This window comes from Mycobacterium sp. D16Q13, assembly GCF_002013375.1.
Taxonomy (GTDB): Bacteria; Actinomycetota; Actinomycetes; order Mycobacteriales; family Mycobacteriaceae; genus Mycobacterium.
Map to the genome: position 1 here is coordinate 1 of NZ_MAEW01000017.1, position 19,920 is coordinate 19,920.

Below are 19,920 nucleotides of genomic sequence, written 5' to 3' on the forward strand. Positions count from 1 at the left end.
CACCGGCAGCACCACCACACCCATCGAGAAACCCGCCGCCCAACCCCCCGCCTCCGGCTCTGGGCTGTCCCCAGCGGGCGTCACGACATCCGTGGACGCCGCGCCCAGCTCCCTGGAGGAGGAGTACTACCAAGCCTGCCGCGCGGCGGCCGACTGGATGACCGGGAAGCAGGATGGCCCCGCCCAGCTCGTCGAGGCGTACCTGCAGTCCATTCAGACCAATGGGAACGTGGGCCCAGGGACCTTTCACAAGTCCTGGCACGAGCTGCCCGCGGACCGGCAAGCTGCGGTGATCGTGGCGACGAATGCCGCCGCCGAGCAGCAGTGCTAAGCACAGCCCGCTAAGGCGCTCATCGATTTCCTTTGCGATTCAACAGAATTCGGAAGAATCTGACACGAACGCATCACTCAGCAAACATCGAGTAATGCACGTAACCTCACCTTGGACGAACCCGCACGCGGTGTTAGCATGCTCCGGTCAGTGCTCATGGGGTCACGGATGCAACGAATGTGTCCACTCACCGAACGGACGGTAACGACGTTGGCAAATTCAGATCAGCTTCCTCCGAAGCCCACGCTGGTTCATTGGACGATCGTCGGAGCGGCAGTTGTCGCAACCATCGTCGCAGCGGTTGTCGGCTTTACGGCGGGTGACACCGAACTCGTCCGATTCGTGCAGGGCATCGTCACGCCACTGCTCGCCCTCGTCTCCGGAATCTTGATTGCCGATCTCTATCACCGCATTCAGCAGAGCAACAAGCTTGACCGCAATGTCGGGCAGTCGGCGTACTCCACCATGGTGACTCTGCAGGGCATGATCGACGTGGACAAGCACCTCGCGAGCGCGTCCAACGATCTCAACGAGGGCAACAAGCAGTCCGCCTCCAGCGCCCTGAACCTTGCGCTGACGATCAGCCGTCTGACTTTGCGCCACGCCTTCCAGGCACTGCGCGAGTCGGAGAATGTCTCGAGCACCGCAGTGGCCAAGGCCAAGACTGATTTCGCCACGGCCGAGACCGCCGGACAGCCGGAGCGGCAAAAGATCGAGACCGCTGCGCGCCCCAACAACTACACGGTCGGCGTGGGCAATGCCTGAAGAGACAAAACCGGTGGAGCAATCGGCTGGTGATCTGGAGCCAGAGCCCGTCGACCCCATCATCGGAAAGGTCGCCGATATCGTCGACCGCTACTCGGTGCTGGTCAACAAGGGTGATGACGCGGGCGTCGAGGTCGGGATGATCTTCTCGGTCATCGGGGCCACCGGAACCGCTGTCCGCGATCCCGAAACCGGCGATGACCTGGGCACCCTGCCTATCGAAAAGGCACGCATCCGGGTCACCGAGGTGTACTCGAAGTTCTGCCAGGCCGAGACCTACCGGGTCACCGAGCCGGCGGTCGCGGGCCTGATCAGTGACATCCTGCAGGAACAGTGGCCGGGAACCACCGACGACTTCGGCCGCGAGCAGTTTCAGCTGAACGTCGTGCCCACTCCCACGGTTCCGGATGCGGCCGAGGTACATATTGATGTCGGCGATTACGTCTGCGAGCTGACTCCGGCGTCGTAGTCGGCCACGCCATTTCGGTGCATTTTCGGGGCGAATAGCACCGGTATTTGCAACGAAATCACTCAATGGCCAATAGGTGAACATCGACAAACTCACCTAAATGGCGCGTTTATGTTGTTACGTTCGGATCATGGATACCAATCTGATGAAACGAGCAGCAGGCGCGGTTTCCATCGTCGCCTTATCCGCGGCGGTCGTTGTCGCGTGTTCTCAAGATGACAGAAACGCCGCCAAGGAGTCGCTATCCAGCGCGACCAGTGCGGCATCGTCGGCCATCAGCGCTGGTGGTAGCGCCGCATCGAGTGCCGCATCGTCGGCAAGCAGTGCGGTGTCCTCCGTCGTCGCCGGGGCGCCTTCCACCGTCAACGTGCCGGGTGTCGGCGATGTGACGCTGGAGCCGCCGGTTGCCGAGGCGTACACCAAGGCCGGCGGCGAGGCCAAGCTCGGCCTGCCGACCGGACAGCCCGAAAAGGTGGGCGATGGCACGGTGCAGGCATTCGCCAAGGGCACCATTTTCAGTTCGCCGGCCACCGGCGCACACCTGGTACAGGGCGAAATCCTGAAGGTGTACACCGAACAGGGCGGAGCGGGCGGCACGCTCGGCTTCCCCACCGCCGACGAAGCTGAGACTGCCGGCGGACCCGATGTCGCCAAGGGCGGCTGGATCGGCGAATTCCAGAAGGGCACCATCACCTGGCTGAACCAGGGCGACGGAACCTTCAAAGAGACCGTCACCCCGAAGTAGCGGATGGGCTACCGCGACGGGCGCTGAGCAGTCAGCGCCTGTCGCGGAACCAGTGCGGGTTCTCCGCTGGCGACCAACCCGGCAAGGTGAGATCCGGCCACGGTGGCCGCCGGATCAGGGCTGTCAGTCCCAACACCGCCGAGATCAAGCCGGTCAGTATGCCCAGTGTCGAGGCGCGGTCGGCGTTAAAGGCGGGCTGCCATTGAGCATTCCCGTCCTTGACGACGAATACGCCCAGTGGTCTCGCCCGTGTTTCCAGGGGTTCGCCGTCGGTGCCGCTGCCACGGGTACGCACCTTGGCGACCGTGATGACTAGAGTGCCGTCGGCTGTCGTGTATGGCTCGCCGTAGACGATGGACTTGCCGCCGTCGGTGACGAGCCCTTCCAATGAGGTTGGCAATCGCATGCCTCATTGTCATCGCTCAGCGCCCCCATGGCGAGAGCTTCTTTTCAAGCCTCCACGCCGGAGAACAACAGCAGGTTCCCGTCGGGGTCCTTCACGATGAAGGTGACACTGCCCCACTCCTCGGTCTGCAACGCCTGGTGGAAGGACACACCCGCCGCCTGGTATTCATCGTGGAGCGGGCCCAGCTTGTACGTCGTCAGCGTGGCGGAAATCGGATCACGTTCAGTAGCAAGGAAATTACGGTCAAAAACCGGTCCTTTGACCTTGCGCAGATTCAGACTCGCGCCGCCGCGACGGACCTGCCCATAGAACGCTGGCTCACCGTAAGTGAAAGCCAGCTCGAATCCGAGCGTATCGACGTAGAAGCCAACGGCGCGGTCAAAGTCGGTGACGAAGAGTTGTGGTTCAGCAGTCACAACTTCGGTGGAACCCATAACCAAAACGCTACAACCATGTACCCGCGAACAACTCCAGATGCCCACAGTTGGGGCAACGCCACGCATCAATCACCCGACGAGCACCGCGGCGCCTGGCACCAAAAAACCCGATCTTGATAGGACCTTCCACCCACCACACATGCCCGGCGGAGTTTTGCCCATTTTGTCCCAGGAACCCAATCTCGGAACCCTCGGTGCCGCATTGCGTGCAGCGAACGTTGTTCACGCCATCCCCCGCGTCTGTCATTGCCAAAGGCTATCGCCGTGTGAGTCTCAGTGTGCGACCATCTGTAGGTGGAGCCGGATGGTGACCCCGAAGCCCGAATCCGGGAGCTAGAACGCTCACTGAGCGAGACGGCCCGGAGGTCGGAACTGGGCGTCACCAACCCGAGCCCGTATCCGCCGCAGGTATCGAGTCCGTATCCACCGCCGGTGTATGGCACGCCGTATCCGCCCCGTTCTCCCGTCCGCAAGTTCCGCCGTCGATTCATGGTGTTCTTCGCCGTGATCACCGCGGGAGTGGCCGGACTTATCTTCTACGCTGCCAAACCCACACTCCCGCACAATGTTCCGACGAGCTCGGGCCCCTCAACGCCACGTCCCGTGAGGTCAACCGTCGTCAGGCTCCCGACTCGGACCAGTGCGACACCGTCAACCACGTCAACCCCCGGCCCCACGTATGCGCCGCCCGGCTCAACCTTCAGCGTCTCCGGTACGCACAAGCAGATAACGGTCAACTGCGACGACTGCTCGGTAAACGTTAGCGGAGTGTCCAATACCGTTGACATCGTGGGCAATTGCGACGCCCTCACGGTATCGGGTGTCGAGAACACGGTGACCGTGGAAGCGGCGCGCACGATCGGCGCGTCGGGTTTCGACAACAAAGTCACGTACCACTCCGGGGAACCGGAAGTCTCCACGTCCGGTAACAACAACACCGTCGAGCAGGGCTGAGCTCAGCTGACCGGTGAGCGGCCATTCGACGCACGCTCAGCAGCCGCCAACAGCTCATCCCGGAACTGAGGGTGGGCGATGGATGCCAGCGCCTCTCCGCGCTCTCGGACCGTTCTGCCTTCCAGCTCTGCGGCGCCGTACTCGGTGATGATCACGTCGACCTGATGACGCGGCGTGGTGATGACGGCACCCGGGCCGAACCACGGCACGATGCGTGACTGCAGCACACCATGCTTTTCGAAGGTTGAGGGCAGGCAGATCAGCGAGCGGTCCGACAGCTCCAGCCCGGCCCCGGCCACGAAGTCCTCGGCGCCACCGATCCCGCTGAACTGTCCCCCGTTGATGGTGTCGGCGACAACCTGTCCCTGGATGTCGATCGAGAGCGCACCGTTGATCGAGATCATGTCGTTGTTGGCGCCGATTACCTCCGGCGCGTTGACAATCTCCACCGGCAGGAACGCGACATCGGTATTGCCGTCCAGCCATTCGTACAGCTCTGGCGACCCGAACGCGAAGGTGGTCACGCTCACGCCGTCGTACTGCCCCTTACCGGTGTTGGCGACCTTGCCGGCGCGGTGCAGTCGCATGCAGCCGTCGGTGAACATCTCACTGTGCAGCCCATAGCTGCCGCCGTCCCCCTCGGCCAACAGAGTCGCAATCTGGTTGGGAATGGCGCCAATTCCGGTTTGCAATGTCGCCCCCGAGCCGATGAAGCTCACGGCGTACCGGGCGATGGCCCTGTCGACATCCGACGGCGCCGCATCGCCCCCGGGCAGCGCCAGCGGCGCATCCGTCGAGTGCACCATGATGTCGATCTCATCAATGTGCAGCGCGTGGCGATGCTGCTCCCCGAACCCGTAGGTGCGCGGATATCCTTCGGAGACTTCGACAATGAGCAGTCGCTCCGGATCGGCGCCCGCACGGCGCAACTCACCGATGGTCCCGCCCGCGTGCAGCGACAGGGAACACCAGCCGTCGGCATCCGGTGGCGTCGCGACGGTCGTCATCACCCGCGGCGACTGGCGCTCAAGTAATGGCCCGAACCGGCGGAAGTCCGCGGCGGCGAATTCGATATCGGCGCCCATGTCGCGTAGCGCGCGCTCAATCGGGCCGAAGAAGCCCGACAGGTAGTGCACACCCTGGCGAGAGAACAGCTCGGTGCCGACGGCAAGCAGCGCGCCGTACACCCGCAGATCCGTCCAGTCCGTGCGCACACCGAGGGCACGCAGTAAGGCCGGTGGCTGGCCAGGGCCAAGAGGGATTCCCAGCGTATCGGTGGGGTTCAACAGTGCAGCGGCTTGTTCGGCGGTGAGCTCCTGCGGCATGGCACCCATCTTGCATGAACCGGTGGGCGGTGCTCGACCAATGGGGTTGCCGGGCTCACCGAAGAACCTCGCGTAAGACCATATGTGGCGAGAACGCCGGGAGTAGGCTCCGCATATCCCGACCGCGCCTCCGCGCGCCGGGTAACTCGGTCTCGCGGGAGGCCACCTTGAGACAACTGGACAACGCCGATACACCCCAGCGCGAACTGGCCATCGAACTGCGCAATGTGGTGCGCGAGTACAGGGTTGGCGGGCAGACGGTGCGCGCCCTCGACGAGATCAGCCTGCGCCTGTCCGGCGGCCAGTTCGTCTCGATTGTCGGGCCATCAGGGGCGGGGAAAAGCACACTGCTGCATCTGCTCGGGGCGTTGGACTCCCCCGACTCGGGATCGATCACCTTTGACGGTGAAGAGATCGGCAGGCTCCGCGACGAGCAACAGTCGGAGTTCCGCCATCATCGGGTCGGGTTCGTCTTTCAGTTCTTCAACCTGCTGCCCACGCTCTCGGCGTGGGAGAACGTGGCGGTGCCGAAGCTGCTCGACGGCATCCGCCTCGGCAAGGTGAAGGCGGACGCGGTTCGGCTGCTGGACCGGGTCGGCCTCGGTAAGCGGACCGAACACCGCCCGGCCGAACTGTCCGGCGGCGAGATGCAACGCGTCGCGGTGGCGCGAGCCATGATGATGGACCCACCGCTGATCCTTGCCGACGAGCCCACCGGGAACCTGGATTCCCATACGGGTACTGCCATCCTGGCTCTGCTCGCCGAGGTCGCCCATGAAGAAGGCTCCGGCCGCCTGGTGGTGATGGTGACCCACAACGCCGACGCCGCCGCGGCAACCGATCGGGTCATCACCCTGCAGGACGGCCGGCTCGGTTCCGACGAGATGTCGGTGGCGCCAGGGTGAGTGGTCGCGGACGCCAGGAGCAGCACGGCCCCGGAGCCACCATCGCCGCCGCAGCGAGCAGGCTACGCGTGTTCAGTCTGCGCGAATTGACCGTGCATCGTCGGCGCACCATCGCCTCGATCGCCGTAATGGCAGTTTCCGCAATGTATCTCGTCGCGATATTCGGCATCTTCGGATCGATCACCGGATCGGTCAACCGGTTGGCGGACGGAGTCGCCGGAGTCGCCGCGCTCGAGGTATCGGGTATCACCGATGCGGGGTTCCCCGAAGCGGTATTGGCCGATGTCGCCAAGATTCCCGGAGTCGCGACCGCGGCACCGATGATCCGGATGTCCGCACCCACAGATTCGGAACCGGTTCTGCTGTTCGGCGCCGACGACCGCAGCGCCGCACTGGAAGGCGCTCTGAAAGATGCAGTCGGAGTCAAGGTTGACGCACCCTCGCGGACGGCCGCCGGTGTCCAGATCGGACCGTCCGTCGGTCATGCGAAAGGCGATACATTCCGGCTCGGCTCAGGTTCGGTGACCGTCGCCGAGGTGCTCACGGGCAAGCAACTCGCGGATCTCAACGGCGGGCACTACGTGCTTGCCGCACTGCCGTTGGCGCAGGAGGTCACCGGACGGCAAGGTCAGCTCGATTCGATTTTGGTCACCACGACACCGGGTGCGGATCTCGCCGCAGTCCGGGACGAGGTCACGGCCGCCGTGAACGGACGGGCGATCGTCGCCGATCCGAGCCTGCGGGCGGTCCGGGCCGGCGACGGTGTCAAGCTCATGAACTACATGGCCCTGATGGGCGCGGCCGTCGCGTTGGTGGTCGGGGCCTTCCTGATCTACACGACGATGACCATGGCGATTGCCCAACGCCGCCCGGTCATCTCGATGCTGCGCGCAATCGGCGGCGGCCGCGTCACGATCGTTCGCGACATGCTCGCCGAGGCTGCGATCCTCGGGCTGATCGGCGGCGCCATCGGTTCGGCCCTCGGAATACTGCTGGGCCGAAAGGCGATTGGCCGTTTGCCGCCGACGGTAACCCAGGGGCTCGAAGCCCGCATCGAGTACTGGCTGCCCGACTACGCGATTCCGGCCGCCGTCGCCGCGACGGTACTCACCAGCGTTGCCGCGTCGGCCATGGCCGCACGGCAGGTATACAAAGTGTCACCGATCGAAGCGCTGGCACCCGTCGGAGTTTCCGTGGCCGACAACGTGCCGCGTTGGCTGCGTATCGTCAGCGGAGTCGTGGCCGTGGCGGTGTTGGCAGCGTCGCTCCTGACAGTGCTCTACCGACCAGGGGCGCTCGCCTTCGTCGCGATCGCCGCCCTATTCGTCGCCGAGATCGCCTTGGGCTTCGCGCTCGCCGGACCCGTCGTCCGCGCGACAGCCACGGTGGCACGACTGTTCGGTTCACCCGGGGCGCTGGCGGCACCGACGGTCCAGCGCGCGCCGCGGCGGGTGTGGGCCACCGTGATGACCGTGCTCATCGCCGTGGTCACCACCGTGGTGATCACCGGGACGAACAACGACATGATCCGATCCGCGCGCGACATCTTCGCGCCCGTCGCCGATGTCGATGTCTGGGTGAGCGCGAACTCACCCGACCGCTACCCCACCGATGCTCTGCCGCAAGGTCTTACCGAGAAGGTGGCTGCGGTCCCTGGCGTCGCGAATGTCGTCGAAGGCGCCTCCGGATTCGCCGTCATCGGCGGCACCCGCGTGATGCTCAATGGATTCTCCGCCGGCACCCACGATCCGCTTTTCCGTGCGCTGGGCGAACGGGTACGTCATGACGTGCTCGCCGGCCGGGGCGTGGTGCTCTCCCAGAACCTGGGCAAGACTCTCGGCGTCCGGGTGGGCGACGAATTGCAGTTGCAAACACCCCACGGTCCGCAGCGCACGCCCGTGCTGGCCCTGGTGCCCTATTTCTCGACGGTCATCGGCACCGTCGGGATGAGCCTGGATCACCTGCGGGCATGGTTTGACCGCCCGGGCACGACGACACTGCAAGTCACCGCCGTCGAGGGCACTGATCCGGGACGGCTGCTGGCCGACGTTCGCGCTGTGGTGCCCGCACCGAACTACGTGTACGACGGCCGCGCGGCGTTAGCCGGTTTGGAAGCCCCACTGCACCAGAGCATGCTGATCGCCAACGCCGTGTGGATCATCGTGGTGTTCGTCGCCGCGGTCGCACTGCTGAACACGTTGACGCTTTCGGTACTCGAACGACGCCGGGAAATCGGTGTGCTGCGGGCGATGGGATCCAGCCGCCGGTACACCTTGGGCATGGTTCTTGCCGAGGCCGCGGCCATCGGCGTCGTCGGCGGTGTCTCGGGGCTGCTGGTCGGTCTGGTCGATCAGTGGCTGTTCAGCCTCGTCAGCGGCACCGTCATGAACTTCAACGTCACCTTCCAGCCAAGCCCCATGGCGGTGGTCTTCAGCGTAGGCGCGCTGGCGATCAGCCTGCTGGGCTCGGTCCCACCCGCACGGCGCGCGGCACGGCTCAACATCATCGAGGCCGTCAGTGTCGAATAGCTATGTCGAACAGCACTACTCGACTACAGTGGCGACGCCTTGCAGGTGAGGTGTGCACGGCGGCGGCACCAGGGTTCGCCGAACGTTGCGCAGTCCCCTGGTATCGAATCCGGCTGCGGCAATCGCTTCGACGGTCCGGCGGTTCGGCTCGCACCCGGAGGCAAGCCACGACCATGGCGTGGCGATCAGATCCTGGAATCGCCCCATCACGCCCTCCCCGCGGACATGCTCGAGGACCACCAACCTGCCTCCCGGGACGAGCACCCGCCGGATCTCGCCGAGGGTTGCGGCCACATCGTCCACCGAGCACAGCACCAGGCCGACATGCACCGAGTCGAAACTGTTGTCCGGGAATGGTATCGACTCTCCGACTCCGTCCAGGATGTCGACGTCCAGGCCGCGGCGGCGCGCAAGGGCGCCAGCCATCCGACGCATCGCCGCCTCCGGCTCGACCGCCGCGACCGATGTCACCGCGGGCGGAAGAAACATGAGGTCGGTTCCCGGGCCAACGCCCACGATCAGCAGTCTGCCCATCGCAAGACTCATCGCCTCACGCCGGTATCGGCGATAGAACAGCCGGTCGAATATCGGCATACCGAGCCGATATACATACGGGAACAACGGATTACGATGCTTCACGTGTCACCACCACCCAAATCCATTCGGAATGGCGGATATTCGTCGCACATCAACGAGACGTACACCGCCACCCGGTAACGCCACCGCACGATTCCCATGAGGAGGTCGAACATGCCTGTCGACACCGCGCCTCTGGCCAACAACCGCACCGCGGAAATCACGGCCAGAACCTGCAGCAGTGGCTCCATGGCCCAGCAGATGATGATCTGCGGCAGTGCCAGTATCAGCTTCACCAGCACCGCCCACTGGGAAAGTTGTTCCGGATAGTCGACTTCCAGTTCACCCGGATAGTCGGGCCGCGCGGCGAGCGTGAAAGGCGGGTACCTATCGGTGCTGTTCATCGGAAACCGGTAGTTCATCACCCGCCAGGACCAGCGCAGCACCCCGACGTTGACGTCGAAGATGATCCGCGGATATCGCCCGGTGAACAAGATCGCGATACCGGCGACGACCGTCAATACCGGATACATGACATAAAGGACGATCAATATCGGGTAGTGCGGAACCGCCAGCACGCACCATTTGACGACAAAGAGCCAGCGTGAGGGCGCGTCGATCGCACCTCGCACACGGACAGCGTCGGCCGGCACGGCCATCACGGCCGGCAGGCTGTGTCGGCGGCATGGCCCCGGTCGATGTCAGCGGCCATCCGGCGATGACTCACCGACTGCAAGAACGTCGCTAGTGCCCACGTCATGAAACGGTCCGAGACCATCGCCGCCGTCCTCAGCACGGCCTCACCGTGCGAAACCTGCAGCGAGGCAACCCGGGACACGGCCGCAGCACGGCGTCGGCGAGTCTTCTCATACCAGCGCAGCGCATCGGGCAGGTCAGTGTTGGCGCCGCGCTGAAATTCCGAAACCGCCTTGCACAGCACCATCGTGTCGAGCAGCGCCTGGTTGGCCCCTTGCGCCAGGGTGGGCGGCATGGTGTGAGCCGCATCGCCAAGCAGGGTCAGCGCGCCGTGGCCCGGTCGGGGAATGGGATGGCGGAAATGGGGATAGGGCGAATGCGCCAGATCGTCGTCGGTGAGCGTCGCGAGCACCCGATCGACGGGCTCCGACCACCCGGCGAACGTGGACCGGATCATGTCGATCGGGCGTGCCGGCCGGACAAAACCAGACGACCAGGGCAGGTCGAACCACCACTGCACCTCGGAGCCTCCGGCTGGCCACAGACCGAGGCTTCCGTGCTCACCGATGACGACGAAGGCGACGTGCTCATCGGCGCCATTCGGGAGGGTTGTCAGTCCCTGCCAACTGCACCAGCCGGTCGGCTCCCCGCGCCCCGCACCGACGACATCGCGAACCATTGAATGCCTGCCGTCGGCTCCGATCACCAGGTCTCCCTCGGCCACGCTGCCATCCGCGAACTCGACCCGAGCCCCGTCGCCGTTACCCACCGCTCCGACGGCCCGGGCATTACACCGAATACGTTCCGCCGGAAAGTCTTTCAGTAGCCGCTCAAGCAGGACATGACGCGGGACCATCCGAACCGGCTCGCCCAGCCGGTCGGCGATCGTGGCCACGTCCAAAGTGGCCAGCGGGCGCCCCGTCGACGTCATGACCCGCACCGTGGACAGCTGCTGGCCAGCCCGGTCCATATCGACGCCCAGCTGTCTGAGCACCGTCGCACCGTTCGACCAGATGGTCACCGCACCACCACCGGCGTGCACATCCGGGCGCTGCTCGTAGACGGTGACGTCATGGCCGTCGCGCAACAGCCCCCGGGCGATGGAGATACCGCCGACACCGGCGCCGACGACCATGACCCGCAGCGGCGGCGCCTTCGCTGCTGGCATCAGCCTCGTGGGTCGGCTCGTGAGCCGTTCTGGCTCCACGGCTCAATGTATGACCGCGGCGAGCTCCCTGTACAGGGTTTGGCGATGGACCGAAACGATCATCAGTTCGGTGCCTTTACCGCTTATTACTCTGTGCCCCCAGTCGGACTCGAACCGACACTTGGCGGATTTTAAGTCCGCTGCCTCTGCCAATTGGGCTATGGGGGCCTCGCAGATCAGCCCTAGTTCTACCCGGCGCTTCCCCTGACGCCAACTTCCGCCCCACCCCCTCGCACATACGACAAAAATCACACCTCCGCCCGACACACCCCGGCGTCACATTGAATGTTTCCGGCAGATAGTGATACCCCTTGTACACCACCGGAATTCGATCGAGCTCTGGTGTGATTCGTCACCAGATCGCGCGATCTGGTGACATTGACAGTTGCCGCCCGCTCCTCGTACGACGGGTCACCTGCGAACCAAGAGATAGCTTAGTTAGCGCAGGTAGTGTTTTCCATCGTGAGTCGGGAGTTAGATATGTCAGACGGAGTGGCCATTCGCCAGAACGGAATTGAGGATTACCTCGACGCCGATGGCGCGATCGACCTTCCTCCCGGCACCACCCTGCTCTCAAACTTCGAACACAACATCGCCGAGTTCGGCACCACCGCCGCCTACCGCTACCTGGACTTCACGCGTGACGACGACGGCGTGGCCATCGAACTGAGCTGGAACACCCTCAGCGCCCGGATGCGGGCCATCGGCGCACGTCTGCAGCAGGTCACGCAACCGGGTGATCGTGTCGCGATCCTGGCGCCGCAGGGCATCGAGTACGTCATCGGGTTCTTCGCCGCCATCCAGGCCGGAAACATCGCGGTTCCCCTCTTCGCCCCCGAGCTGCCCGGCCACACCGAACGCCTCAACGCAGTGCTCGCCGATGCCACCCCGTCGGTCATCCTGACCACCGACAGTGCCGCCGAATCGGTGAACGCCTTCCTGCGCAAGCTTCCTCGTCAGCGTCGGCCACGGGTCATCGCGATCGACGCGGTACCGGACTCGGTGGGCGCAACGTTCATCCCCGCAGCGCTCGATACCGACGATCTCGCCTACCTGCAGTACACCTCGGGTTCCACACGGACCCCGGCAGGCGTGGAAATTACGCACCGCGCGGCGTGTACGAATGTTCTTCAGATGATTCTGGCCGGCGGCCTGGATCAGAACATCCGCAGTGTGAGCTGGCTGCCGCTGTATCACGACATGGGTCTGATCATGATCCTGTTTCCCCCGCTGTGTGGCGGTCACATCACCCTGATGTCGCCATTGGCCTTCGTGCGGCGCCCGCGGCGGTGGATCAAACAGCTCGCTACCGAGTCCGCGTACGGGCGGGTGTTCGCCGCGGCCCCCAACTTCGCCTTCGAACTCGCCGCGCAGCGCGGCCGCCCACCGGCCGGTGAAACCTGGGACCTGTCCAATGTCGCGGGCCTGCTCAACGGATCCGAACCGGTCACTCTCTCGGCGATCGAGAAATTCAACGAGGCCTTTGCCCCCTACGGATTTCCGCCCACCGCCATCAAGCCGTCCTACGGCATGGCCGAGGCGACGCTCTCCGTGGCCACCATCGCCCCCGACGAACGCCCCAGCATGATCTATCTGGACCGTGCCCAGCTCGCCGAGGACCGTGCCGTCCCCGTGTCCGCTGACGCCCCGACCGCGGTAGCCCACGTCTCGTGCGGTCAGGTGATCTCCAGCCAGTGGCTGGTGATCGTCGACCCACGAAGCGGAGCCGAACTCCCCGAGGGAGAAATCGGTGAGATCTGGCTGCACGGCGACAACATCGGCCGCGGGTACTGGGGCCGCACCCAGGAGACCGAGGCGACCTTCCACAACAGGCTGCGCTCACGGCTCGAACACCGCAGCCATGCCACCGGAACCTCGGCAGATAGCCATTGGCTGCGCACCGGGGATCTCGGGGTGTACCTCAACGACAGCCTGTACGTCACCGGCCGCATCAAAGACCTCGTCATCATCGACGGACGCAACCACTACCCCCAAGACATCGAGGCGACCGCCTCGGCATCCTCACCCGCAGTGCGTTCGGGCTACGTCGCGGCCTTCTCCGTCGCGGCCAATCAGCTCGCCGAAGCCGCCATTGCGGACACCAGCGAACGCCTGGTGATCGTCGCCGAACGCGCCCCCGGATCGGGACGAGTGGAGCAATCACCGGTAACCGAAGTCATCCGCGCCGCCATCTCACGCACGCATGCCCTGCCAGTCGCCGACGTCCGGCTGGTTGCCGCGGGCGCGATTCCCCGCACCACCAGCGGAAAGCTCGCACGCCGAGCCTGCCAGGCCGAGTACCTCGCGGGCGTATACGGCTAATTCACGCCTCAACTGTGGGTTGAATCACACTGTGAGTCTGCCCCCTCGCGTTGAGGGCTCGCGACATCGATGTTTGACTTAGTAGATGGCCACGACGAGCCCGCCGCAGGTGTCCCTTCAGGACGCCAAATCCGCCGACGCGAATCTCGCTGATCGCATCAATGCGCTCTTCCATTCGCATCGTCGGCCCGATGGGCGCATGTGGACCAATGACGAGGTCGCCAACGGCATCAAGAAGGCCCATCCCGGCATCAAGGTCGGCGGTGCCTACCTCTCGGCGCTGCGCACCGGTAAGCGCGCCCGTCCCGCCATCGACCTGCTGGGCGCGTTGGCCGACTTCTTCCGCGTACCGCTCTCGGTACTCACCGACCCCGAGCGCACCTACTCGCTCGATGAGCGCCTCGGCGCCCTGGACGAGACCACCCGGGACGAGGTGGAGCTGATCGCGTTGCGCGCGATCGGCCTGAACAAGCAGAGCCTGGAAACTGTCGCCGCCGTGCTCGATCACGTGCGCGCGCTGCAGGGCCTGCCCACGGTAGACAACTCGGTCAATAACGGGCAGTAAACATGCCGAAGATGCGTTGTCTCACAACAGATCTACGGTCCACTCGCGAACTTCAGGCGATCCACAAGCAATGCACCCGCAAGCTCGCGGATCTGGGCCTGGATACGCTGACCACCGTCGAGGACATCCGCGCCCGGGCCAGTGAGCTCAGCGAGCGTGATATCCAGCTCGTGCCCTACGCGCTCTCCGGCAGCGGCGTGCACGGCCTGCTGGTCCGCACCGACGCCACCGACTACGTGGTGTACGACAGCGACACCACCACCATGCATCGCGAGCACATCATCCTGCATGAACTGAGCCATGTGATGTGTGGGCACACCGGGGCAAGCAGCCGCGAGCTAGCCGAAATCCTGTGCCGCGAAAGCTACTTGGACGATCAAGAAGTCGAGGCAGAGATGCTCGCCTCGATGATGGGGCAGCGTGTCAGTCCCGATAGTCATCGCCCTATCGCGGTCACGAACGCCAACCTCCGGCGCATCCTGGCATCACTCGTGCTGGAAGGCTCACCGGCGGCGCCGTGACCTCAGTTTTCGAAGACTCCGCCGCCGCGTATTCGGTAGCGGCCGTCTTCAGCTTTGCCGCCGTGGTGATTGTCGCCGCAGCGATGCTGCGCTCTCGAGTCCGCCCACCCGCCTCGGTGGCACTGTTGTTGTCCTTCCTCTTCAAGGGGATCGCCGTCACCCTGGCGACTCCACCCTTGTACGAGAAGTTCGACAACTTGGTCGGCGTGCACAACATGGGTCGGCTCGTCTTGAACCTCTCGGGCGGGATGGCGTGGACAGCATGCGTCCTCACGGTCATCACCTTCTGGGGTGAATCCGGTCCGCGTGCGGTGCAGCGCGCGCGGCTCTGGGTCGGCATGGCAGTAGCCATCGGCGGTGCATTGGTTCTCTGCTGGTTTGTGGCACCGACTTCCGAACTGCCACAGGACTTCTACGCCTCGCACGGCAACAAGCCCGCCTGGGTGCTCTACATGCTGATCTATCTGATCACCTACGGCCTGGGCGCACTGCTGATCACCGTCAAATGCCTGCAGTACGCCCGTTTTCATGATGTGGCCTGGCTGCGACGCAGCATGCTGCTCACCGCCGCCGGAGCAGCCATGTGCCTGTTGTTCTGCCTCATGCGGGCGCACTCGGCCATCTACGGCATGATCACCAACGACAGCTTCTCCTGGCAGCGTCTGGCCCCACTGGCCGCCACCATCGGGCAAATCCTCATCGTGGTGGGCCTTGCGGGACCGTCCTTCTCACAGCTGGTCACATCGGCGCACCAACGCATCCAGGCCTACCGGCAGCACCGTCAACTCGAGCCGCTGTGGACCGCGCTGTACGAGGGCAACACCCAGATCGCGCTGGCACCGCCGCAGGCCTCAATCGGTGATCACAATTACCGGCTCTACCGCAGAATCGTCGAGATTCGTGACGGTCTGAGCGCCATCCGCCCCTACCTCACCGAAGACGCGTCCACCACATCAGCAGCGCGCCAGATTCATTCGGCCATCGAACAACAGCGCACCGCACCGCAGAACGACAAGACCTCCGGCACCAAGATCATCGGTGAACGCACGGGCGCCAATCGCAAGGAAGAACTGAGCTGGCTCCTGGACGTCGCCCGAGAGCTGCAGAAGATCAACCGCCAACACACGCCTGCGACGCCGGCGCCGGACTTGGTTTCGTCGTCGTACGGGCAGGCGAGCTCGTAAACACCCGCACGATCTCGCGCACGGCGATGAACACCAGATAAGAGCCGAACACCAACGCGAGCCATCGCGCGTTCAGGGCGAGCGCCAACAGCGCCCCGATCACGGTTCCCGGCAACGCGAATGCCGCCAACCGAAAGCCGATCGGAGCATCAGCGGTGCCCTGGCGCAGGTGTGTGGTCGCCGCGACCAACGCGTTGGGCAGCATCACCATCAACGAGGTGCCCTCCGCCACGTGCAGGTCGGAACCGAACAGCACCAGCATCGCCGGAACCGTCAGCAGCCCACCGCCGAGACCCAGCGCGGCAGACCACGCGCCGACCACGAAACCGACCACAGCCCCGATAGCGACGACCGATGGGACATGGGCGAGCACATCGTCGGGAAGCAACGCCTCACCCGCCGAGGGGTCAATCCCGGCGGCACTCAATAACAGCTTGAGCGCCGTGGCCAGCAGCACAAAGACGAACAGCGCCTTGAGGATCCACTCCGGGATGCGTGCCACCAGTTTGGCTCCCACCACCGCGCCGATCACACCGCCCGCCATCAGTCCGGCGCCGGCCACCACATCCACCTTCGCCCCGTGCAGCGCGTAGACGGTGCTGCCCGCGATCGCGGCGGAAACGTTCGGCAGCGTCGAGGTGCCGTGAATAACGGCCCGGCTCAGCGTGGTCGCCCGTGCCAGCGAGGGCACGGTGATCACCCCGGTGCCACCGCCTAACAGCCCGCCCGACATACCGCCGAGCACACCGATGCGGGCAAGTGTCGCTGTGCTTGGGCGCAGCCCAGAATCTCCGGTCACCCGGCCACCCGCAGCTTCTCGATATCGGAGAACTCCGACAGGCGGAAGAACGCCTCGGCGCGATCCAGAATGCGCTCGCGCATCGTCACCGTCTGCCCGTGGTTGCAACCGTCCAGCAGGGCGAAGTAGGCACGCGGCATCCGGACCGCCGCCTCCCGCGATTCGGCCAGCCGCATAGGGTCTTCGGACCCGGCGAAAAACAGTGTGGGCGTTTCGATTTGCAGCAAGGCGTCTTCGGCGACACCCGGCTCGGCATCCCACTGCCGCAGCAGCGCCGCCAGGCCACGCTGGCCGAGGGCCTCGATGGTCGCCCGAAATCCTGAGCCCATCTGCTGACCGCGGTGCGCCTCCCAGCCGTCGACGAATGCCTCCAGACCGGACTCCTCCACCACACGAACGGCGTTGGGAAAGATGAGAACGTCCACCGCGCCGCGTTGCGGCCGGTGTGAGGACCCCGCCACCACCAGCGAGGTGAGCCGCTCCGGGGCCGTGGCCGCGAGGGTGAGCCCAATGCGCCCGCCGAGCGAGTAGCCGATGTAGTGGGTCCGATGGATGCCCAGGTGATCCAGTACCGCGCAGACATCCCGCACCGACGAGGCGATGGCATATCCACCGGGGTGGTCGGGCTTCTCACTCGCGCCGTGCCCGCGCACGTCGATGGTGGTCACCCGGTACTGCTGAGACAGCTGCGCGATGTAGCCGTGTTTGGACCACACCGCCGAGTTCTGCAGGCTGCCATGCACCAGCACCACATCGGCGACACCAGGCCGGGCGCGTCCATATGTCCGGTAGGCAACCGCGGCACCATCCGGGTCGGGCCGTCGCACGAAACCTGTTTCCAAGAGCCCAATTTCGCGTACTTCGGCGTTCGACATCAATCCGGACATTAGGAATCCAAACCTTCCGCACGTCATCAAACATCTGCTGATCCGGGCTCGTGCGCGACGCTGCGCCTCTCAACTGACCGTTTACCAGACTTCAACTGTCCGTTATCGAGCCGTGTTGATATATCAACTGTCAGTTGATTTGACTAACTTGTCAACCGGAGGAGGGGCAAGACTGTCAACTGTTACGCAGGTCACAGGGGCGCGTGTTAAGGCCCAGTTACCTGCGTAAGGACATCGCGATCCCGTCGAGGATGTCGTGCTCGCTGACCACCAGCTCGGTGATCCCGGCGCGGCCGGATAACTCGCGCGCCAATTCCTGGACGACGATGGATCCACCGCCGATGACGTCGACACGCCCCTCGTGCATCGGCCCCAGGGCAGCCCGCTGCGCTCGGGGCATCGCGATCAACTCGGACGTCACCTCCGAAAGGCGCCCCAACGGCACCCGCGACAGGTGGATCGCGGCCGGGTCGTACGCGTCCAGCCGGTGCGCCAGCGCCGCCAGCGTGGTGAACGTACCCGCGACCCCCACCCACGTTCGCGCCTGCTCGACCGGCACCACGGCGAATGTCCGCGCCAACTGTGCCCGCACCACATCGCGTGCCGCCGCGATTTCCGCTGCGGTGGGCGGGTCCGAGTGCAGGCACCGCTCGGTGAGCCGCACACAACCGATATCTGCCGAGAAGCTGGCCTTAACCCCGCCGGTATCACCGATCACCGTCTCGGTGGACCCACCGCCGAGGTCCACAACCACGTAGGGCGCGGCCGTCGAGTCCAGCTCCCCCACCGCGCCAGCGAACGACAGCGCGGCCTCCTCGGTGCCCGTGATGACCTCTGCCACCGCCCCCGGAACGACGGATCCGAGCAACTCGGCCGTCATCGCGAAAAATGTCTCGCGGTTCGAGACGTCCCGCGCGGCCGAGGTGGCAACCATGCGGACCCGCTGTACTCCACGAGACTCCATCAGGTCGGCATACGCCCGGAGTGCCACCCGGGTGCGCGCGATGGCCTCGGGCGCGAACTCGCCCGTCGCGTCGACGCCCTGTCCCAGACGCACGATCCGCATCTCGCGATGCACATCCCTCAACCGCCCGGAGTCATCGATATCCGAGATCAGCAGACGGATCGAGTTGGTGCCGCAATCCACGGCGCCCACCCGAACGGCGGTCACCAGACCTCCGGCAGCACGCCGGGCATGGTGCCCGCCAACTCTCGAATCGCCTCATCCCCCAAGGGATTGACTCCCGGTCCCACGGCAAGCGAATGCCCGATCAGCACATGCAAACACTTCACCCTGTCGGGCATTCCGCCCGCGGTCACCGTGGTGCCGAGCGGTTCGATCGCATCACGCTCGGCGAGGTAGCTCTCGTGGGCGCGCCGATACGCGGCGGCCAGATCCTCATCGGAGGCAAGGCGATCGGTCATGTCGCGCATCAGCCCACCGGATTCCAGGCGGCTCGCCGCCGCCGTCAGGGCCGGGTGCGTCAAGTAGTAGAGCGTGGGAAACGGCGTGCCGTCGGGTAGCCGCGGAGCGGTCTTCACGACGGCCGGCTCACCGTTGGGGCAACGGTAGGAGACCTCCAGCATTCCTCGCGGAGCGCGGCCCAATTGCCCTGTGACCGCGGCGATGTCGTCGTCGGAGATCACGGCAGCGGAGCCGGTGACGCCGACGGCGCAGTCGGTACGGCGGTGGGAGAGTCGGCGATGTTGTGCCACAGATTGGTGTACCACGGATTACCGTTGTCCACCGGCCCCTGACCCTGCGGCTTGGCATCGACGGGGGTGTTCGGCAGCTGCACCTGGAACGGCACCTCGCCCGGCATCACGAACCCCAGCCGCTCACGCGCCTGGGCCGCGATATAGGCCGGATCCGCCAGTCGGCGCTTCTTGTCCTCGAGCAAGGCAATCTGGTCCCGCAGCTGGGCTTCCGCGGCCGCGAGCTGATTCCGCTCGGCCTGCTGCGAGAAGTAGGTGCGGACCGGACCCGCCACGGTGAGGGTCAGCGCACACACCACGGCCGCCAGGATGGCGGCTCGCCGCGCGGTGGACCCGAGGCGCTGCTCGGACTGATGCTCCGCGCTGCGTTCGATCGACGCGGCCACCGCGCCGGTGGCCCCGCCGGCCTTGGGTGCCTTGGCCGGTGCCGCCGGACCGCTGCGCGCGGGACCCCTGACAACCTTCTGCGCCGGCCGTTTGACCGGCGTCCGCTTACGGGCAGCCGGAGCCGGACCCCGCGACCTACCGGACGCGGGGCGGCGTTTGGATTCAGCCATAGCTCGGCCTCAGCCCGCCAGCTTG

Annotated in this window: 22 protein-coding genes and 1 tRNA gene; 11 read left to right on the plus strand and 12 right to left on the minus strand. The window is 65.2% G+C overall.

All coding sequences use genetic code 11. The annotated features are described in order from the left end of the window. The 4 genes from B4400_RS17720 to B4400_RS25065 form a co-directional block, all read left to right on the plus strand. Positions 1–331 (plus strand): lipoprotein LpqV (locus B4400_RS17720; protein ID WP_212566661.1); only part of this gene is annotated, 331 nt, incomplete at its 5' end. 177 nt (positions 332–508) lie between these two features. After that, positions 509–1,096: a hypothetical protein gene (locus B4400_RS17725; protein WP_078310056.1), complete on the plus strand. Its 588-nt coding sequence runs from the start codon at positions 509–511 to the stop codon at positions 1,094–1,096. Continuing rightward, positions 1,089–1,565, plus strand: a complete 477-nt coding sequence (locus B4400_RS17730) for a hypothetical protein (RefSeq protein ID WP_078310059.1) — start codon at positions 1,089–1,091, stop codon at positions 1,563–1,565. Before B4400_RS17725 ends, B4400_RS17730 begins: the two co-directional genes overlap by 8 nt. A gap of 130 nt (positions 1,566–1,695) precedes the next feature. Then, a complete protein-coding gene (locus tag B4400_RS25065) occupies positions 1,696–2,310 on the plus strand; it encodes an LGFP repeat-containing protein (RefSeq protein WP_139359880.1) in 615 nt (204 codons plus the stop codon). 31 nt (positions 2,311–2,341) lie between these two features. On the opposite strand, the gene B4400_RS17745 is transcribed toward B4400_RS25065, so the two are convergent. Beyond that, positions 2,342–2,716 (minus strand): hypothetical protein, encoded by a 375-nt coding sequence (locus B4400_RS17745; RefSeq protein ID WP_078310063.1) that lies wholly within the window; start codon positions 2,714–2,716, stop codon positions 2,342–2,344. A 44-nt stretch (positions 2,717–2,760) separates the two neighbouring features. Then, the gene (locus B4400_RS17750; RefSeq protein ID WP_078310067.1) at positions 2,761–3,150 is read right to left on the minus strand and encodes a VOC family protein; all 390 of its coding nucleotides are present in this window, start codon (positions 3,148–3,150) and stop codon (positions 2,761–2,763) included. 297 nt (positions 3,151–3,447) lie between these two features. Between B4400_RS17750 and B4400_RS17760 the strand changes: the two genes are divergently transcribed. Then, positions 3,448–4,107, plus strand: coding sequence for a DUF3060 domain-containing protein (locus B4400_RS17760; protein WP_078310075.1), 660 nt, complete (start codon positions 3,448–3,450; stop codon positions 4,105–4,107). Between the two features lie 2 nt (positions 4,108–4,109). Here B4400_RS17760 and B4400_RS17765 read toward each other — a convergent pair whose 3' ends face one another. Continuing rightward, positions 4,110–5,432 carry an acetyl-CoA hydrolase/transferase family protein gene (locus B4400_RS17765; protein ID WP_078310561.1) on the minus strand — a complete coding sequence of 441 codons (1,323 nt, stop codon included), beginning with the start codon at positions 5,430–5,432 and terminating at the stop codon, positions 4,110–4,112. Positions 5,433–5,638: 206 nt separating this feature from the next. Here B4400_RS17765 and B4400_RS17770 point away from each other — a divergent pair, with 206 nt between their 5' ends. After that, the gene (locus B4400_RS17770) at positions 5,639–6,337 is read left to right on the plus strand and encodes an ABC transporter ATP-binding protein (protein ID WP_078310564.1); all 699 of its coding nucleotides are present in this window, start codon (positions 5,639–5,641) and stop codon (positions 6,335–6,337) included. 128 nt (positions 6,338–6,465) lie between these two features. Continuing rightward, positions 6,466–8,865 carry an FtsX-like permease family protein gene (locus B4400_RS17775; protein WP_286151232.1) on the plus strand — a complete coding sequence of 800 codons (2,400 nt, stop codon included), beginning with the start codon at positions 6,466–6,468 and terminating at the stop codon, positions 8,863–8,865. A gap of 15 nt (positions 8,866–8,880) precedes the next feature. On the opposite strand, the gene B4400_RS17780 is transcribed toward B4400_RS17775, so the two are convergent. From B4400_RS17780 to B4400_RS17795, 4 genes are all read right to left on the minus strand, one after another. After that, positions 8,881–9,504, minus strand: a complete 624-nt coding sequence (locus B4400_RS17780) for a class I SAM-dependent methyltransferase (protein ID WP_139361463.1) — start codon at positions 9,502–9,504, stop codon at positions 8,881–8,883. Next, positions 9,501–10,073: a DUF4389 domain-containing protein gene (locus B4400_RS17785; RefSeq protein WP_078310572.1), complete on the minus strand. Its 573-nt coding sequence runs from the start codon at positions 10,071–10,073 to the stop codon at positions 9,501–9,503. Before B4400_RS17785 ends, B4400_RS17780 begins: the two co-directional genes overlap by 4 nt. A 26-nt stretch (positions 10,074–10,099) precedes the next feature. Further along, entirely contained in the window at positions 10,100–11,305 is a 1,206-nt protein-coding gene (locus B4400_RS17790) for an FAD-dependent oxidoreductase (RefSeq protein ID WP_078310079.1), read from the minus strand. Between the two features lie 133 nt (positions 11,306–11,438). Beyond that, positions 11,439–11,512, minus strand: a tRNA-Leu gene (locus tag B4400_RS17795). 312 nt (positions 11,513–11,824) lie between these two features. Between B4400_RS17795 and B4400_RS17800 the strand changes: the two genes are divergently transcribed. The 4 genes from B4400_RS17800 (at position 11,825) to B4400_RS17815 (ending at position 15,936) form a co-directional block, all read left to right on the plus strand. After that, positions 11,825–13,666, plus strand: a complete 1,842-nt coding sequence (locus B4400_RS17800) for a fatty acyl-AMP ligase (RefSeq protein ID WP_078310082.1) — start codon at positions 11,825–11,827, stop codon at positions 13,664–13,666. Positions 13,667–13,751: 85 nt separating this feature from the next. Beyond that, positions 13,752–14,231 carry a transcriptional regulator gene (locus tag B4400_RS17805; protein ID WP_078290593.1) on the plus strand — a complete coding sequence of 160 codons (480 nt, stop codon included), beginning with the start codon at positions 13,752–13,754 and terminating at the stop codon, positions 14,229–14,231. Positions 14,232–14,233: 2 nt separating this feature from the next. After that, positions 14,234–14,752 carry an ImmA/IrrE family metallo-endopeptidase gene (locus B4400_RS17810; RefSeq protein ID WP_078310084.1) on the plus strand — a complete coding sequence of 173 codons (519 nt, stop codon included), beginning with the start codon at positions 14,234–14,236 and terminating at the stop codon, positions 14,750–14,752. Beyond that, complete coding sequence (locus tag B4400_RS17815; RefSeq protein ID WP_078310088.1) at positions 14,749–15,936, plus strand: MAB_1171c family putative transporter; 1,188 nt, start codon at positions 14,749–14,751, stop codon at positions 15,934–15,936. The genes B4400_RS17810 and B4400_RS17815 overlap by 4 nt, the downstream gene beginning before the upstream one ends. Here B4400_RS17815 and B4400_RS17820 read toward each other — a convergent pair. From B4400_RS17820 to B4400_RS17840, 5 genes are all read right to left on the minus strand, one after another. Then, on the minus strand, positions 15,863–16,735 hold the full coding sequence (locus B4400_RS17820; RefSeq protein WP_286151203.1) for a sulfite exporter TauE/SafE family protein: 873 nt from the start codon (positions 16,733–16,735) through the stop codon (positions 15,863–15,865). The two genes, B4400_RS17815 and B4400_RS17820, sit on opposite strands and share 74 nt — an antisense overlap. After that, positions 16,732–17,622, minus strand: coding sequence for an alpha/beta fold hydrolase (locus B4400_RS17825; RefSeq protein WP_078310093.1), 891 nt, complete (start codon positions 17,620–17,622; stop codon positions 16,732–16,734). Before B4400_RS17825 ends, B4400_RS17820 begins: the two co-directional genes overlap by 4 nt. Before the next feature lie 217 nt (positions 17,623–17,839). Continuing rightward, on the minus strand, positions 17,840–18,793 hold the full coding sequence (locus B4400_RS17830; protein ID WP_170915048.1) for a Ppx/GppA phosphatase family protein: 954 nt from the start codon (positions 18,791–18,793) through the stop codon (positions 17,840–17,842). After that, the gene (locus B4400_RS17835) at positions 18,790–19,269 is read right to left on the minus strand and encodes a DUF501 domain-containing protein (protein WP_078310100.1); all 480 of its coding nucleotides are present in this window, start codon (positions 19,267–19,269) and stop codon (positions 18,790–18,792) included. Before B4400_RS17835 ends, B4400_RS17830 begins: the two co-directional genes overlap by 4 nt. After that, the gene (locus B4400_RS17840; protein WP_078310103.1) at positions 19,266–19,895 is read right to left on the minus strand and encodes an FtsB family cell division protein; all 630 of its coding nucleotides are present in this window, start codon (positions 19,893–19,895) and stop codon (positions 19,266–19,268) included. Before B4400_RS17840 ends, B4400_RS17835 begins: the two co-directional genes overlap by 4 nt. Between the last annotated feature and the right edge of the window lie 25 nt (positions 19,896–19,920).

Bases quoted from the DNA above. Each gene is read 5' to 3' on its own strand.
- B4400_RS17730 (WP_078310059.1), top strand. From the start codon at position 1,089: ATGCCTGAAGAGACAAAACCGGTGGAGCAATCGGCTGGTGATCTGGAG.
- B4400_RS17805 (WP_078290593.1), top strand. From the start codon at position 13,752: ATGGCCACGACGAGCCCGCCGCAGGTGTCCCTTCAGGACGCCAAATCC.
- B4400_RS25065 (WP_139359880.1), top strand. From the start codon at position 1,696: ATGGATACCAATCTGATGAAACGAGCAGCAGGCGCGGTTTCCATCGTC.
- B4400_RS17765 (WP_078310561.1), bottom strand. From the start codon at position 5,432: ATGCCGCAGGAGCTCACCGCCGAACAAGCCGCTGCACTGTTGAACCCC.
- B4400_RS17745 (WP_078310063.1), bottom strand. From the start codon at position 2,716: ATGCGATTGCCAACCTCATTGGAAGGGCTCGTCACCGACGGCGGCAAG.
- B4400_RS17810 (WP_078310084.1), top strand. From the start codon at position 14,234: ATGCCGAAGATGCGTTGTCTCACAACAGATCTACGGTCCACTCGCGAA.
- B4400_RS17800 (WP_078310082.1), top strand. From the start codon at position 11,825: ATGTCAGACGGAGTGGCCATTCGCCAGAACGGAATTGAGGATTACCTC.
- B4400_RS17825 (WP_078310093.1), bottom strand. From the start codon at position 17,622: ATGTCCGGATTGATGTCGAACGCCGAAGTACGCGAAATTGGGCTCTTG.
- B4400_RS17840 (WP_078310103.1), bottom strand. From the start codon at position 19,895: ATGGCTGAATCCAAACGCCGCCCCGCGTCCGGTAGGTCGCGGGGTCCG.
- B4400_RS17775 (WP_286151232.1), top strand. From the start codon at position 6,466: ATGGCAGTTTCCGCAATGTATCTCGTCGCGATATTCGGCATCTTCGGA.
- B4400_RS17750 (WP_078310067.1), bottom strand. From the start codon at position 3,150: ATGGGTTCCACCGAAGTTGTGACTGCTGAACCACAACTCTTCGTCACC.
- B4400_RS17790 (WP_078310079.1), bottom strand. From the start codon at position 11,305: ATGCCAGCAGCGAAGGCGCCGCCGCTGCGGGTCATGGTCGTCGGCGCC.
- B4400_RS17725 (WP_078310056.1), top strand. From the start codon at position 509: ATGTGTCCACTCACCGAACGGACGGTAACGACGTTGGCAAATTCAGAT.